The 15,638-nt window shown below is 45.3% G+C and carries 11 protein-coding genes; 10 read left to right on the forward strand and 1 reads right to left on the reverse strand.

Annotated elements, in window-relative coordinates; translation table 11 throughout:
- Positions 1-15: 15 nt before the first annotated feature.
- The 9 genes from moaC (at position 16) to ACSQ8O_RS06610 (ending at position 11,201) form a co-directional block, all read left to right on the forward strand.
- Positions 16-510, forward strand: a complete 495-nt coding sequence (moaC, locus tag ACSQ8O_RS06570; protein ID WP_327205080.1) for a cyclic pyranopterin monophosphate synthase MoaC — start codon at positions 16-18, stop codon at positions 508-510.
- Between the two features lie 111 nt (positions 511-621).
- Positions 622-1,113 (forward strand): MogA/MoaB family molybdenum cofactor biosynthesis protein, encoded by a 492-nt coding sequence (locus ACSQ8O_RS06575; RefSeq protein ID WP_056608535.1) that lies wholly within the window; start codon positions 622-624, stop codon positions 1,111-1,113.
- Positions 1,114-1,188: 75 nt separating this feature from the next.
- Complete coding sequence (locus ACSQ8O_RS06580; protein ID WP_436241956.1) at positions 1,189-2,214, forward strand: molybdopterin-binding protein; 1,026 nt, start codon at positions 1,189-1,191, stop codon at positions 2,212-2,214.
- 58 nt (positions 2,215-2,272) lie between these two features.
- Positions 2,273-2,806, forward strand: coding sequence for a twin-arginine translocase TatA/TatE family subunit (gene tatA, locus ACSQ8O_RS06585; protein ID WP_436240923.1), 534 nt, complete (start codon positions 2,273-2,275; stop codon positions 2,804-2,806).
- A gap of 86 nt (positions 2,807-2,892) precedes the next feature.
- On the forward strand, positions 2,893-3,633 hold the full coding sequence (tatC, locus tag ACSQ8O_RS06590; protein ID WP_420851967.1) for a twin-arginine translocase subunit TatC: 741 nt from the start codon (positions 2,893-2,895) through the stop codon (positions 3,631-3,633).
- A 244-nt stretch (positions 3,634-3,877) separates the two neighbouring features.
- Positions 3,878-4,159, forward strand: coding sequence for a co-chaperone GroES (groES, locus tag ACSQ8O_RS06595; protein ID WP_028553854.1), 282 nt, complete (start codon positions 3,878-3,880; stop codon positions 4,157-4,159).
- Positions 4,160-4,234: 75 nt separating this feature from the next.
- Entirely contained in the window at positions 4,235-5,863 is a 1,629-nt protein-coding gene (groL, locus tag ACSQ8O_RS06600; RefSeq protein WP_056608544.1) for a chaperonin GroEL, read from the forward strand.
- 704 nt (positions 5,864-6,567) lie between these two features.
- The gene (locus tag ACSQ8O_RS06605) at positions 6,568-8,142 is read left to right on the forward strand and encodes an SWIM zinc finger family protein (protein WP_436240924.1); all 1,575 of its coding nucleotides are present in this window, start codon (positions 6,568-6,570) and stop codon (positions 8,140-8,142) included.
- Positions 8,139-11,201, forward strand: coding sequence for a DEAD/DEAH box helicase (locus ACSQ8O_RS06610; protein ID WP_436240925.1), 3,063 nt, complete (start codon positions 8,139-8,141; stop codon positions 11,199-11,201). The genes ACSQ8O_RS06605 and ACSQ8O_RS06610 overlap by 4 nt, the downstream gene beginning before the upstream one ends.
- Before the next feature lie 98 nt (positions 11,202-11,299).
- On the opposite strand, the gene ACSQ8O_RS06615 is transcribed toward ACSQ8O_RS06610, so the two are convergent.
- On the reverse strand, positions 11,300-13,828 hold the full coding sequence (locus ACSQ8O_RS06615; protein WP_436240926.1) for an O-antigen ligase family protein: 2,529 nt from the start codon (positions 13,826-13,828) through the stop codon (positions 11,300-11,302).
- Positions 13,829-14,099: 271 nt separating this feature from the next.
- Here ACSQ8O_RS06615 and ACSQ8O_RS06620 point away from each other — a divergent pair, with 271 nt between their 5' ends.
- Entirely contained in the window at positions 14,100-15,566 is a 1,467-nt protein-coding gene (locus tag ACSQ8O_RS06620; RefSeq protein ID WP_436240927.1) for a class I SAM-dependent methyltransferase, read from the forward strand.
- The last annotated feature ends 72 nt before the right edge of the window (positions 15,567-15,638 follow it).

A 15,638-nucleotide genomic window follows, 5' to 3' on the forward strand; every position in this document is an offset into this window, starting at 1 on the left:
ATAGAGGTGATTGCAGTGCCCGATTCTTCACCATTGACGCATTTTAATGAGCAAGGACGAGCGCGAATGGTCGACATATCGGATAAAGAAGAGACGAAGCGCACAGCCACTGCTCGCTCTACCTTATTAATGAAGACAGAGACGCTTGAATTAATCCTGCAGGGTAAAATGAAAAAAGGCGACGTCCTCGCCGTGGCTCAAGTGGCTGGCATTATGGCCGCCAAGAAAACGTCAGACTGGATACCGATGTGCCATCCTATTGCTTTAACTGGGGTAGATATTCAGTTCTCGAATAATGGCATCAATGAACTATACATAGAAGCAACTGTACGTACAACTGGTCCTACAGGGGTAGAAATGGAAGCCCTAACGGCTGTTTCTGCCGCGGCATTAACCGTGTATGACATGTGCAAAGCTGTAGAAAAAGACATGATGATTAACTCGACCCTGCTTGTTATGAAAACAGGCGGTAAAAACGGGGATTTTCACAGGCAAGACAACAAAGCGTGAGGGACTAAGACCCAGTGCGAACATACCGTTAATTGGGTGAGGTTCTGTTCTGCGTATCACGCCGGTTAGTGGGTTGATCTCATTCAGTGAACAAGGGAGAGGTGACGAAGGATGCACTGGAAAGTTGCGATTTTGACAGCCAGTGACCGCGGTTACCGAGGAGAACGAGAAGACACTAGCGCTCAGGTAATCCGCGAGCTGATTGAAGAGGAAATTCAAGGCGAGATCATCGAGTATCGGGTGGTTCCGGACGAGATGGACGAAATTATGGCTTCCTTAATAGAAATGACTGATTACTATCAAGCTGATTTAATTTTAACAACTGGTGGAACAGGTTTGGCTCCGCGAGATGTTACACCGGAAGCAACGCTCAATGTGATTGATCGTGTAGCACCTGGTTTTGCAGAAGCGATGCGCATGATCTCGATGCAAAAAACGAAGAAAGCGATGCTCTCCCGAGCAGTCTCTGGCATTCGCGGACGCACGCTGATTATTAATTTGCCAGGCAGTCCAAAGGGTGTTCAAGAGAATCTCATGGCGATCATAGATCAACTTCCTCATGCGCTTGGTATTCTAACAGGCAAAGAAGGCGATCACGGGTGAAGAGTAGAAGTGAGTGCATGACCATGGTGAAGAGCAGAGCGATGAACGTAAGACAGGGCAAGAGGGTGACTCATGATGAGTAAAGACAGTTCCATGCTGCGCGAGGTCAAAGTGGAAGATGCGATCGGCATGATTCTTCCACATGATCTCACGCAGATTTTGCCAGGTGAGTTCAAAGGCCGGCTGTTCCGCAAAGGTCATCAAGTGACGGAAGCGGATATTCCTGCCTTGCTCAGTATCGGCAAGGAACATATTTATGTGATGGAGCTGCAGCCCGGCTATCTCCATGAGGATGAGGCTGCTTTGCGCATGGCCCGCGCCATTGCGGGAACAGATAAATGCTCGGATCTCAGACTTACTGAGCCACATGAGGGCAAAGTGAACGTGAAGTCGGAGATTCACGGCTTGGTGAAGATCGATAAAGCGTTCGTGGACAGCGTGAACGCCATCGATGAGGTCGTGTTGTCGACGATTCGCAGCAACACGGTCGTTCAGGGCGGCGCTTCGCTGGTTGGTACGCGGGTGATCCCGCTGATCGTGGACGAAGCGAAGGTTGTCGAGGTCGAGCGGCTAGCCGCAGCTCGACGTGCGGAGGGCTTCACCTTGCTCGAGGTGAAGCCGTTTCGGAAGCTGCGCGTCGGCGTAATTACGACGGGCAGCGAGGTCTTCAAGGGCCGAATCAAGGATAAATTCGGCCCGGTTGTGAAAGAGAAAGTCGCGCAGCTCGGCTCCGAGGTTGTGGACCAACGCTTCGTGTCGGACGACAGCGAAGCGATTGTGGGTGAGATCCACGCGCTGCAGGCGCTGGGCGTGGATCTGGTGTTGGTCACGGGCGGCATGTCCGTGGACCCGGATGATCGCACGCCGGGTGCGATCAGGGCGGCCGGCGCCCGCGTGGTCAGCTACGGCACGCCGATGCTGCCGGGCTCGATGCTGATGATCGCCTATCTGGGCGATCTGCCGATCATGGGCCTGCCGGGTTGTGTGATGCACGACCCGTACACGTCCTTTGACGTGCTGCTGCCGCGCATCTGCGCAGGCGAAGAAATCGTGCGTAGTGACATCACGGAGATGGGCTACGGCGGATTTTATCAATGCTAGAAGAGCATTACTTTACTTTCTTTGATTCATAAGGCATTACATAATGGAGATGAAGTCCATGTTTCAAAATATAGGATTTACCGAGCTCTTATTGATTGCGGTCGTTGCACTTGTCATCTTCGGTCCACAAAAGCTGCCGGAGATTGGCAGAATGCTTGGTAAGACGTTAAGAGATTTCAAACAAGCGACGAATGAACTGATGAGTGACGAGCCTAAAGCACCGTTAGCATCCAAAACACCCGTTGTACCTGACCCGGTTTCACCTGTGGAGGCTGCTAGCGTGGTTGCAACCGATGACGTTACTGAGCCTTCCCCTACACCGTCGCGGTCAGAACAAGGCACGATGGACGCTGTAGCTGAGATGAAAGTGGAGGTCGAATCGACCAGCTCACCTACAGTGAAGCCTGCTGTGACTTTCGTCTCTAACAAGTCTTCAGAGGTTGTCCATGTTACTGGGACGGCCGTTGATGCGGTAGCTCCACAAGCAGACAGGGCTGTGTTGTCCTCCGCTCCTGCACAAGCCTCGGCCCCTACCCCGGCGCCAGCGCAGCAGTCAGGCAATACAGGCAATTCCCGACGGTTACCGGATTAGTTTTTTGTCAGCAGATTAAGAAGTGGTTCAGCCTGCGGGCGGGATGCACTAGATTAGGTAGGTGAAATCGGTTGAAGAATGAAGAAATGTCTCTTGTAGAGCACCTTGGCGAGTTACGCAAGCGAATCATGTGGATATTAGTTGTTCTCGTTATTGGTATGGTGGGCGGGCTCGTTGCTGCTAAACCTATCATTCGGTATCTCAAAAGTATCCCGCCAGCAGATGGCATCGGTTGGAACGTGTTCTCCCCTTGGGACGCCTTGCGTTTGTATATGAATTTTGGTTTAGCTGTCGGTCTTCTTATCACATTACCCGTTATTCTGTACCATATATGGGCTTTCGTTAAGCCAGGTCTACGAGAGACGGAGCAGAAGGCTTCGCTCCTCTACGTACCCTACGCATTTTTGCTCTTTCTATTGGGACTGTCTTTCGGGTATTGGGTTGTCTTCCCAATGGCGTTTTATTTTACTTCGTCGATTAGTAAGAGTCTAGAAATTACGGAGATGTACGGTGCTGCGCAGTATTTTACCTTTATGTTTAACATCATTCTTCCGCTGGCCTGTGTGTTTGAGATGCCGATCGTGGTGATGTTTCTCACGAAGATTAAGCTCCTGAACCCGAAGCGTCTGCATAAGTTTAGAAGATATGCTTACATGCTGATGGTCATTCTTGCGACCGTTATTACGCCGCCGGATGCGATTTCAGCGATTTTAGTTGCGGTGCCGCTCATTATTTTATATGAATTCAGTGTCTTCATGTCGGGCTTTATTTATCGCAAACAGCTTGCGAATGATGCCGCTTGGGAACTGGAGTTTGGTCCAAAATGAGGAAATGGTTGAACACAGTCCGCCTTCATGGTGGGCTATTTTTTTTCATTCATAGAGGGAATATTTGGTTATCATTTGGGTAGAATGAGGGGGGTGTCCATAAGAATGAAAAATGTGTAAAAGGACTTGCAAATTACTCCCAGAATGAGTATCATAAGAGGTGTTGTTAGCACTAAACACATTCGAGTGCTAATAACAAAAGAAATATACCCAAGACCAATTTTCTAAAGGAGGCTATTTTTCCATGATCAGACCGTTAGGTGATCGAGTTATCATTGAAGCCGTTGCGAAAGAGGAGACTACAGCAAGTGGCATCGTGCTGCCAGATACAGCTAAAGAAAAACCACAAGAAGGTAAAGTTGTAGCCGTTGGCGCTGGCGCGTTGAAAGATGGCGTACGTGTTCCGCTTGAAGTAAGCGAAGGCGACCGCATCATTTTCTCCAAATACGCTGGAACTGAAGTGAAATACGAAGGCCGCGAACTGTTGATCTTGCGCGAAAGCGACATCCTCGCTGTATTAGCCTAAGTTAGAGCAGCATATAGATCGGCTTTACGTTATTACCAATTTATCTAGGTTTTTAATTAGAGGAGGTTTCCTATCGTGGCAAAAGAAATTAAGTTCAGTGAAGACGCACGCCGCGCGATGCTTCGCGGGGTAGATGCTTTGGCGAATGCCGTTAAAGTAACACTAGGTCCAAAAGGCCGTAACGTAGTTCTTGAGAAAAAATTTGGTAGCCCGTTGATCACTAACGATGGTGTTACTATCGCGAAAGAAATCGAGCTTGAAGATGCTTTCGAAAACATGGGAGCACAACTTGTTAAAGAAGTTGCTACCAAAACAAACGATGTTGCTGGTGACGGTACAACAACTGCAACGGTTCTTGCACAAGCTATGATCCGTGAAGGTCTGAAAAACGTTACTGCAGGCGCTAACCCAATGGTTATCCGCAAAGGTATCGAGAAAGCTGTTAAAGCGGCTGTAGAAGAGCTTCAAGCTATCGCCAAGCCAATCGAAGGCAAACAATCCATCGCACAAGTAGCGGCAATCTCTGCTGCTGACGAAGAAGTAGGCGAATTGATCGCTGAAGCTATGGAAAAAGTAGGTAAAGACGGTGTTATCACAGTTGAAGAATCCAAAGGCTTCTTGACGGAGCTTGAGGTTGTAGAAGGTATGCAATTCGACCGTGGGTACACATCCCCATACATGATCACTGATACGGATAAAATGGAAGCAGTTCTAGACAACCCGTACATCTTGATTACTGACAAAAAAATCTCGAACATCCAAGAAATCTTGCCTGTTCTTGAAAAAGTGGTTCAATCCGGTAAACAACTTCTGATCATCGCTGAAGATGTTGAAGGCGAAGCGCAAGCTACGCTTGTAGTTAACAGACTTCGTGGTACATTCACTTGCGTAGCTGTTAAAGCTCCAGGTTTCGGTGACCGTCGTAAAGCGATGTTGGGTGATATCGCTGCTCTAACAGGTGGCCAAGTGATTACAGAAGAGCTTGGATTGGATCTGAAATCCACTACTCCTGATCAATTAGGTAGCGCTCGTCAAATCCGTGTTACCAAAGAAAACACAATCATCGTTGATGGTGCTGGTAACCCACAAGATATCAAGGCTCGCGTTACACAAATTCGTTCCCAATTGGAAGAAACAACTTCCGACTTCGATAAAGAAAAATTGCAAGAGCGTTTGGCTAAACTTTCTGGCGGCGTAGCTGTTATCAAAGTTGGCGCAGCGACTGAAACTGAATTGAAAGAGCGCAAACTTCGCATCGAAGATGCTTTGAACGCGACTCGTGCAGCAGTTGAAGAAGGTATCGTTTCTGGTGGTGGTACTGCCCTAGTTAACGTATACAACGCAGTAGCGAAGGTAGTAGCAACTGGTGATGAGCAAACGGGTGTTAACATCATCCTTCGTTCCCTTGAAGAGCCAGTTCGCACAATCGCAGCTAACGCTGGTCAAGAAGGCTCCGTTATCGTTGAGCGCTTGAAAAACGAAAAAGTAGGCATCGGCTATAATGCAGCAACTGGACAATGGGTAAACATGTTCGAAGCTGGTATCGTTGACCCTGCGAAAGTAACACGTTCCGCACTTCAAAACGCAGCATCTGTTGCAGCTATGTTCTTGACAACAGAAGCGGTTATCGCTGATAAACCAGAAGCAAGCAAACCAGGTATGCCTGATATGGGCGGCATGGGTGGAATGGGTGGCATGATGTAAGAAGCTCTTTAGAGCTTCTGCACATGCAGAGAGAAAGACTCCTTCGGGGGTCTTTTTTTTGTTTACTTAAATTATAATTCTAGCATTTAACCACTGATTAGGAACGTGCGTTCTATTTTTGGGTGAAATTAAAAAGCCCAAAGGGCTACGAATGTTATCTGTTTTTTAACTTGTTTACTCCTAGGTACTCGTCATATAGCCTGGCTCTTTTCTATTTGCTTGGACCCCATGCCTGCTTGGCCCACGATTGTTAGCCCATTTATGTGAAAGATAGGCATTGGTACACTCTCTGGACTAGGGTTAGGCGTATACTATCTCATACTAACAGAGGAGTTGACGCATTCATGGCTTTACAACCAAATCAAGGAAACCAATTTCAGTGTCCACCTGCTGACCCTATAATGACAGATCCAGAAAGAGTAGTTAGAGATTTTTATCACCCACAAAAGGTTCAAGTCATTCATCCAATCCAAATTGTAAATCGCCATCACTGCGTACCGGTTTATGAGCACGTGTATACATGTACAGAAACCGACGAGTATTGCGGAACTCACCCACATCCACATCAAGGTATGCTCAGGAAGTAACAGATAAGCACTTCTCGCTAAGAATCATTCGATGATTCTGGCGGGGGGTGTTTTTTTGTTAGGGGAGTTAATTATATAATAAGGGAAGGATGTTGACTGGTAACGGGGGAAAGGCACATGCAAGAGTTAGAAATTGATTGGTCGTTTTGGATAGAACGGATACGTCCTAAATTTGATAAAGTGATCATCGCGAGAGGTTGGGCCTATTTCAATGAAGGTGTTGTAAGGGATATTCAAGTTGAAGGTACCTCGATTATAAAAGCTAGAGTGGACGGAACCAAAAGGTACAAGGTTACGTTGGATCTCGAGAGCTTCACAAAGAGTGGCTGCACGTGTCCCTACGGTTATTATTGTAAGCATATGGCTGCGGTGCTGTTTGAAGTGGCGAAGCAAGCGGGATATGATCCGGAGGAATTTCGGTTTGGTAAAATGAAGATGGTGCAGGTAGATCGGAAAATTCCACAGAAATCTAAGTCTACAACTAGGCTGCCAGATTCGACGGATAGCTGTGAGAAATGGCTGACTTATTTTCATAAACAATATGGCAATGCCAAGATTTATAATGCATTTAGTCTTGAGGAAGTTTGTATGCGAGCGTGGCGTGAGCTCAATAAGCTTGCTGATACGTGGGAGCCGACCATTCGAGGTGTGTATGATATTCAAGTTGCGCTGTATGTTATACAGTTATGCGATACGATGGCGGGATCGAAGGCGATCACCTATGATTTTTATCAAAATACGAACTATTATGTCAAACGTGTCTTGAAGCATGCTCTCGAGCAACTGGAAGTGACGCTTAAGGTGCTGGATGTTAACAGGGCATACAAAAAATACGGTGAACATTTAAAGGAATTATCAGCTTATCTGGCTGACATTTGCGATAATGGCTCAGGCTTGTACCTCTATGATTGGCTCGATTTGTATAAGCTGTTATGGTCACAGTTATTTCAGGATAAGGACATGCTGGAGGCAGAAAAGGCTAGGCTTAGGCAGGTGCTTACGGATCCGCGAGCGAGTCAACAAGCACATCAAGTCGCTACTCTCGGTTCTATTCATTTGGATATTAGCCGAAGTGAGGATGAAAATGCCTGGGAACGAGCAGACAGTGGGATGTTTGACATTGAGCCAGACTATTGGTTCGATTATTTGAATGGATTTGTTTTTGAGAGTCAGTGGGATCGTTTGTTGACCTGGTTGCGGTGGTTAAAACCGAAGATGGCGTGGAACGAGCGAGTATATGCGGATGAATTTTTGCATTATTGGCGTTTGGCAGCGGAACAGCGAGATGTTGAGAAAGAGCAGCGGGCCGTCATGATTTCGCTTTTACCTGCAAGCTACGATCACTATGCGAAATTCCTACTTTCAAAAGGCGAGTACCAGGAATGGGCAGATCTCTGTCTTCTTCTGAGTCTAACTACGGAACACATTGATGGAGCGCAGCTAAAACTCGTCGAGAAGGCAAATGTTCGCTTCCTCCTGCCGATCTATCATCACGCTATTGAAGCATTCATTCAAGGGAAAAATCGTCCCGATTATATACAAGCTATAAAGCTGTTGAAGAAATTAGCGGCTGCTTATAAAAAGCTGAAGCTAACCCCTCGTTTCGAAGCGTACTTGGAGCAAATCGTGAAACAATACGCTCGGTATCGCGCCTTCACGGAGGAATTGCGGAAAGGGAATTTGATACCATGATGACTTTGGCACCGATTCATATGAGAATTCAAAGGCTGCCTTCGGGGAGTTTTGCCCTGTATGGAGAAACAGAGCAAGCGAATGCGGTTCCTGGATATATGCTGCGCAAGCTGCTATTTGCTTGGCATGAGCGATCATTCTATGGGACTGGGCTAGAAGTGACTCGGATTCCTTATGGGGATGCGATTGTGCTGTCTCCTGCTATGGCTTTGGATTATTTGCGTACACCAGGAGTACTCCTACATAGCAGTTTAACTTGGGAAGATGGTTTTATGGAGCTGCAAAAAGGGGCGAACTTTCTAAGTGAAGCGATCGATGCTGGCTGGTATTTGCCTTCCTATGAACTTTGGCGCGAGGGGAAAAATGGCTGGAAGTTTAAGGGGCCTGTGGGACAGGCTGAGAGGTTTAGAGAGTTGTGCGACGGGGCTTTCCCGGAAAGTTTTTGGCAGAGCTGGTTTAGCCAAATCGTTGAAGAGCTGCTAGAGACTGAAGCGGATTTCGAGCTAACTTCGTTGTGGAATGGATTAGTTCAAGAGCATGAGCTGCTGCAGGTTAACGCGCGGGGTTTCGAGGCTTTGCTGTCTGAATCGTCTTGGATGCAGGAAGAGGATTGGCTCTTAGCGATTGGTTGGACTCATGACGATGATGCGCCATACCGCATCTGTGTACAGCTCGTGGAACCATATGCTGAGACATATGTCGACGGGACGACAACGGCTAAGGATAACGCAGCGGATTGGCGTCTACGTTTCATTGCACAGGATCGTCGGGATGCGAACCGATTCGTTGAATTTAGTTCCACAGGAAATGTGCTAGTTGGTGATATACCGCTTGCTTGGCAATCAGATATTGCTGATCATCTTCAGGAACAAACGAAACGTATTTTGCGGATGCTGCCAGAGCTTGAGAGCGCCTATCAACCAGGCAAAATCATCGAGCAATTGTCAGATGAAGCAGCGTGGACGTTCCTAACCGAATCGAGTCTGCAGCTTGTGGCTGCGGGAATTTCCGTCTTTTTACCATCATGGTGGGAAGAGATTCAGAAGAAGGGTCGTCCTCAGTTAAAGGCGAAAATCAAAAGCTCCGTGGGCTCAACACGTAAAGCCATGTTTGGCATGGATCAAATCATACAGTTTGATTGGCGTGTGGCGCTAGGCGGCGTAGATTTGTCTGAGGAAGAATTTGGGCAGTTGGCATTGGAAAAGAAGCGCTTGATTTATATCCGAGGCAAATGGGTGCAGCTGGATCCTGCGTATTTGGAACAAATTCGCGATGCTATGAAGCAGGTTGAGCGAAAGAAAGGTCTGTCTTTCCGGGATGTGTTGGAAATGCATCTGTCAGAAGGCGAGGAGACTCTCGCGGCGGATAGCGATGAGAAGGACAAGGCGGTAGATGTTAAAGTAGAGCTAAATAGTCATCTGCGTGGTTTGATGAAACAATTGGGTCAGACCAAGTCTATTCCACTTGTTGAGCGGATTGATGGTTTACACGCTGAACTTAGGCCTTATCAGGTGCAAGGGGTGTCGTGGCTCCTTTTCCTACGTAATATGGGGCTAGGTGGCTGTCTGGCGGATGATATGGGGCTGGGGAAGACCATTCAGTTTATTGCTTATTTGTTGAAGGTGAGGGAGCAGGGGGAGACAGAGGAGAAATTAAAATCAAAACCCTCCTTGCTCATATGTCCGACCTCTGTGCTTGGTAACTGGCAGAAGGAGCTCGCGCGTTTCGCACCAACCCTCCAGATTCAACTTCATTATGGTGCGCAGCGGGCAAAAGGGGAAGCATTCGAAGCATCTATTGGTGATGCTGATTTGGTGATAACGTCCTATACTCTCGCACAGTTGGATGAAGAGGAACTGTCGAGCGTTACGTGGGATACGCTTTGCTTGGATGAGGCACAGAATATCAAGAATGCATATACGAAGCAATCACAGACCATTCGTAAACTAGAAGCGGGTCAGCGAATTGCGTTGACTGGCACGCCGATTGAGAATCGATTGACCGAGTTGTGGTCGATTTTTGATTTTGTGAATCCAGGGTACCTGGGGACGTTGACTCATTTTAATAGACAATATGTAGGTCCGATCGAGAAAAATGGGGATGGCGCGAAGGAGCTGACGGCTCGTGTTCAGCGTTTGATAAGGCCGTTCCTGTTGAGACGCCTGAAGAAGGATCCAGCGATTCAGCTGGATTTACCAGATAAGTACGAGGGAAAGGCATTTGTGCGTCTTACTACAGAGCAAGGGGCGTTGTATGAGAATGTTGTGCAAAGCTTGATGGAGAAGATTGAGGAATCCAGTGGGATAGAGAAGAAGGGACTTATTCTTACTTCGCTGATGAAGTTGAAGCAGATTTGCGATCATCCGGGTTTGTTTTTAAAGGAGATTGGTGGAGCGGGCGCGAGAGCAGGTGTGAAAGCAGGCGTAAGTGCAGGCACGAAAGCAGGTGCGAAAGCAAAAGGGGGGCGCGGCGCACTCGTCGCCGCGGCTGATGTGAGAACACGCTCAGCGAAGCTCGAGCGGTTGGTTGAAATGATAGACGAACTCAGGAGCGAAGGAGGCAGCTGCCTCATCTTCACCCAGTTCGTCGAGATGGGCCACCTGCTGCAGGCTACGCTTGCGCAGGCGTTGGGAGAGCCCGTGCAGTTCTTGCACGGGGGGATAAGTGCGGTGAAGCGCGATGCGATGATCGCGCGCTTCCAGGACGCGACGCTCCCTGCGGAGGAGCGTTGCCACATCTTCATCCTCTCGCTGAAAGCAGGAGGAACAGGGTTGAACCTGACAGCGGCGAATCACGTGTTCCACTACGACCGCTGGTGGAATCCGGCCGTGGAGAATCAGGCCACGGACCGGGCTTTCCGCATTGGGCAAACGCGCAACGTGCAGGTGCACAAGTTTGTTACGCTCGGCACGCTCGAAGAGCGAATCGACGAGATGATCGAGCGTAAGCAAGGCCTCAGTGACCAAATCGTCGGCACCGGCGAGAACTGGGTCACGGAGATGTCGACAAGCGAGCTGCGCGTGCTTTTTGCTTTAAGGCGGGAGTGGCTTGAGAAGTAGGCGGGGGCGTATTTGAGAGAGGCTATTCCATTTTTGATGGTTGTAGCCTCTTTGCTTTTTAGAAACAAAAAAGGCGCCACATCTCTGTGGCACCCTCTCTATTTAGCTGGAAAAACAGCTGCAACAATCGCATCAACACTTTGCTTCTCAGTCGGATCCTTCGCAATTAACTTGTTCATTAATGCTTGATCTGGAGTACCTTGTTTCTGCAAGATGGCCAGATACCAGCGGATTAATAAGCGGTTAACTTGATCGTCCAGATTATCAGTCATACGCGGTTGAATTAGTGCAATAGCACCTTTATAATCTCCACGCATATAGCTGATTTGGCCAATGTTGAGCGCCATAGATGGTGTAACGGCGAATTCACGTCCTTGTGCTTGTTCTTTAGGCAAGTTCTTCAAGGAGTCAATACGAGTGAGAACATCTTTATAAGTGGCTAGTGCACTGTCTAATCTCGTATTGAACTCCTGTGCGTTGCCTTTGGCATTTGCTTCTCCTGCTAGCTCAATATTCAGTGAGATGCTCTTCTCATACATATCCATATACCAAGGGTAGTTTGGAGTTTGAGCGTTTGACCATTCCAAAGCCCCTTGTTTATTCCCTTTGATGAGAAGCATGTTTAGCTGCTGCATGGCCACTACGCGGTTATGGGGCTCTTTTTTCAAAAGCTGTGTCATCAGATCCTGAGCCTGATTGAAGAAAGGCTCACTCTTCTTAGGATCATTCGGATTTTCCTTTTGCATTTGATTATAAACTTGAAGAAGAATTCCAATTCGACTGACCTGACCAGTTAACAAGTAATCCGGATGAGCAGGATGCAATGAAATGGCTTTATCAAGAGGTTTCACTACCTGATTGTAATCTTGACTCGTTTTCACGACTTCAAGAGTTTGCTTGTAGGAACCGTTGGCTGAAAGAAGCTGAGCTGAGATGAAAAACATCACAAGCGACAGTACCGCAATACTTGCAGGGAATATCTTATGAATAAGAGCTAATTTCGACTTTAACCGTAGCTCACCAGAGGAGCTGTTGCTCAACATCCCACCTAAAGCAAGGAAGAGAATCGCGCCTAAGTACACATAACTCAAATCAAAGTCGATCATACTGTGGACCAATAGGGAAATCATGATAATGAAAAATAGGAAGTGCAGATCTCGTTTTTCTTGAGAGCTTCTAATGTAACTTCGGATATAGAACCAACCAACGGCAATGACAAATCCGATAAAAGCTAGGAAACCAAGCGCACCGGCTTCAACCAAATATTGTAGAGCAAAGTTATGAGCCTGACGACTTGTGTAAGGATTGTTTTGATACTTTTCATAAAGGGAAGCCCAAGCTCCGCCACCAGCACCTATGATCGGATAGTCTGACCACAGTTTTACTGCATCTTTATAAAATGTCCCACGCTCCAATACGCTGTGTTGTTGGAAGTTAATATTCTCTACACGTGTTTTTACGTTATCAGGAAGAATGTTTTTAAATCCAGTGTCACTTAGGATAAGAATGGCACCAACCACACCAATCAGGACAGCTGCGATCGGAAGAATAAATGTTGCATATTTTTTTGCATCAAATCGAGCTGTTATGCGCTCCAACCATGGCTCACCAAAGCGTTGAATAGCGACGGACAGTCCGGCGAAAACTAACGAAGCAAGTAGTAGAATCCACCAGCCATGCCAAGATTCTGAAGCACTAGGTTGCTTTTGTAGCCCGATGCCAATATCCGTTACTTTTTCTAAAATAATAAGGGAAGTGCAGAACGCTAGTCCCAGTTGAACTAGAGCTAAGATCTGGCGACTCATTCGGAAGAAGAACATCATAATGAGGAATACCACTGGGATTACGACAATGGCACCACGAGATAATGTCAGCCAGAAAGATACGATGGTTGGAATAAGTAAAAACGCATGAATGAGAACTACATACCATTTACGAGATTTGATGATGAAGAATAGCGAACTAAGCGTTATCGTAATTAAAAAAGCTGCATATGTGTTTGCATATTGGAAAACCGAAGTTAAACGTAAACCGTTTGAATCTGTCATGATCGCATCGCGGTACAGATTTGTAACTGTTCCATCCATGAGTGCAAACCATCCGACAAGGTGACCTGCGAAGGTTTTGTTCCCTAACCAGTACAAAAGTCCGAATAACACGATGAAATATCCTGAGATCATGAACAGTTGGGAAACAATCGACACACCGAGCTTGTTTTTTGTCAAAAATACACCTAAAATGAAGAAAGTTGCATACAGCATTTGGATGTAAACCATATTTGTTGCCAAATAGTGAGATGCCGAATTCGACAAAGAGATAACATAAGTAAGCGGCATAATGAAGACGAGAATGGTAAGGAGATCTTTCCTTTCTTGAAGCTTAAACACAAATAACGCTAGAATCGCAACAAGCAAAAGGATGATGGAGGACCACACAGAAGCGGAGTAAATGCTTCTCTCAAACTCTGATGTACCGCCATTAAACAGTGCCCTTTGAAAAGGCGCCCAGAACATAAACAAGCCTGTAAACACAGCTAATACCCAAAAGATGACAGAGCTTTTATCCGTCGTTATCGTTCCATTCGATTTTGCACGCGAAGCCGCGTAGGCATTCTTACTTGCACTCATTCCAGATAGTCTCCTTCTTCGCTAAAGTTCGACTTTATTTTAGCATACTGGAAGATGGTTTCCAAATAATTTTGAGCCAACCAATTTATTTTTACTGCATTCATTATTTAACGCAAAATTTTAATGGCAAATGTCTTTGCTTAAAATAGTTAGAAGTTCATTTTAACGAATTTGCAATCCCCACAATCCAAGAATTTGGTTGTTGAAACTCGTTTAGATGTGAATGATAGTAGTTAATTTATTGATTGCAAATAGGAGGTTTTGAGTTTTTATGAAGTACACGGGTGAGAGGTTTATTCCCAATTGTGATGGACCGGAAATAGAAGCTGAACATGTTCACCGATATAGAATTATTTCAGGGTGTTCGAGCATAAAAGGGATGAAGGTTTTAGATGCAGGCTGTGGAACAGGCTATGGTTCTTTTATTCTAGCTCAGTCGGCAGAAAGCGTAATTGGAATTGATATTTCACATGAAACTATTGAATGGTGTAAAGAACATTACGAGGTTCAGGATAACCTGACATTCAAACAAGCATCATTAGAGGAGCTTCCGTTTATTGATGCAGAGTTTGATTGTATCATTAACTTTGAAGTAATTGAGCATGTTGATAAGAATATCCAGAGAGCATTTTTAAAGGAAGCAAAGAGGGTTTTGAAATCAACGGGTGTGATAATCATGTCTACGCCAAACAAAAGGATTTATACAGATAAAAGTGGATATCACAATCCTTTTCATGTTAGTGAGTTTTATGAGGATGAATTTATTAATTATTTGGCAGAAGAGTTTGAAGCCATAAAAATGTATAATCAATCAATATTTACAGTTTCTTCAATTTTAAATGAGACAGAAGCAAGTGAGAACGTGCGAATTATTAAAAATAATGATATTGACTCTAATGAGAAATACATGATTGCATTATGTGGGAGTAACCAAGAGGCGATTTCTGTATTCGATTTGAATTCAGTCTACAAATTTAATAATCCAATCGGAGTATCAATTGCCTCGCTCTACTCAGGAACAGTTGACAAGCCATACTCTCAACTCTCTAAGGAAAGTAAATCACTGAATGCTAGTGAGAATAATGAATTTTCAATTACATTTGATATATCTCAACTATCTGGGGTAACTCAGTTTAGATTTGATCCTATTGAAGATCATTTTTGCGTTTGTAATATTCAGGAAACATTAACTGATGGATCAATAACTTCCATTTTGCCTTTAAACGCACTAGAATATCATAAAATAGGCTTTGTGTTTATGAATATTGACCCACAATTTGAAATTAAAGGGGACTTTTCTGACGCTACTTATCTAACACTTAAGGGATATTTTAAGCCTATGAGTCAAGTGGAGATAAGTGAGTTTGTAGATGCATTTTACATAAAAATGATGAGTCAGAATAAAGAAGAAAAGTTACTTGAAGGAGTTTCTGGGCTAATAAGTGAGACAAATAAATTAATAGTTGATCAAACTGACTCTTTCCTAAATTTCCAGAAAGAGCTAGTAGAGCAACAAAAAGAATTAATTATGAATAGTAAACTAATTTTTGACCAACAGACCCAAATCTATAATAACACGCAGCTGTTGATTCGTAGTGAAGAAGAAATACTTGAAAATATAATATCGAAATTTTCCGATCAAAATGAATTCCTTCTTTCAACAAGTGAATTGCTACTAAAGAGAAAAAACCTATTTCGTAAAATCTACAAATATTTCTTTAAACCAAAAAGTAAATAGTTGTAATCTATTTAAAAGTTATCAGAAATGAAATAAGTTGAAACGAAAAAACAATGGATCATAATTTAGGAG

It is taken from the genome of Paenibacillus sp. LjRoot56, from assembly GCF_964253335.1.
Lineage (GTDB): Bacteria > Bacillota > Bacilli > Paenibacillales > NBRC-103111 > Paenibacillus_E > Paenibacillus_E allorhizoplanae.

Excerpts from the sequence above, each read along its gene's own strand:
- ACSQ8O_RS06575 (WP_056608535.1), top strand. The coding sequence starts at position 622 with ATGCACTGGAAAGTTGCGATTTTGACAGCCAGTGACCGCGGTTACCGA.
- ACSQ8O_RS06580 (WP_436241956.1), top strand. The coding sequence starts at position 1,189 with ATGAGTAAAGACAGTTCCATGCTGCGCGAGGTCAAAGTGGAAGATGCG.
- tatA (WP_436240923.1), top strand. The coding sequence starts at position 2,273 with ATGTTTCAAAATATAGGATTTACCGAGCTCTTATTGATTGCGGTCGTT.
- tatC (WP_420851967.1), top strand. The coding sequence starts at position 2,893 with ATGTCTCTTGTAGAGCACCTTGGCGAGTTACGCAAGCGAATCATGTGG.
- groES (WP_028553854.1), top strand. The coding sequence starts at position 3,878 with ATGATCAGACCGTTAGGTGATCGAGTTATCATTGAAGCCGTTGCGAAA.
- ACSQ8O_RS06605 (WP_436240924.1), top strand. The coding sequence starts at position 6,568 with ATGCAAGAGTTAGAAATTGATTGGTCGTTTTGGATAGAACGGATACGT.
- ACSQ8O_RS06610 (WP_436240925.1), top strand. The coding sequence starts at position 8,139 with ATGATGACTTTGGCACCGATTCATATGAGAATTCAAAGGCTGCCTTCG.
- ACSQ8O_RS06615 (WP_436240926.1), bottom strand. The coding sequence starts at position 13,828 with ATGAGTGCAAGTAAGAATGCCTACGCGGCTTCGCGTGCAAAATCGAAT.
- ACSQ8O_RS06620 (WP_436240927.1), top strand. The coding sequence starts at position 14,100 with ATGAAGTACACGGGTGAGAGGTTTATTCCCAATTGTGATGGACCGGAA.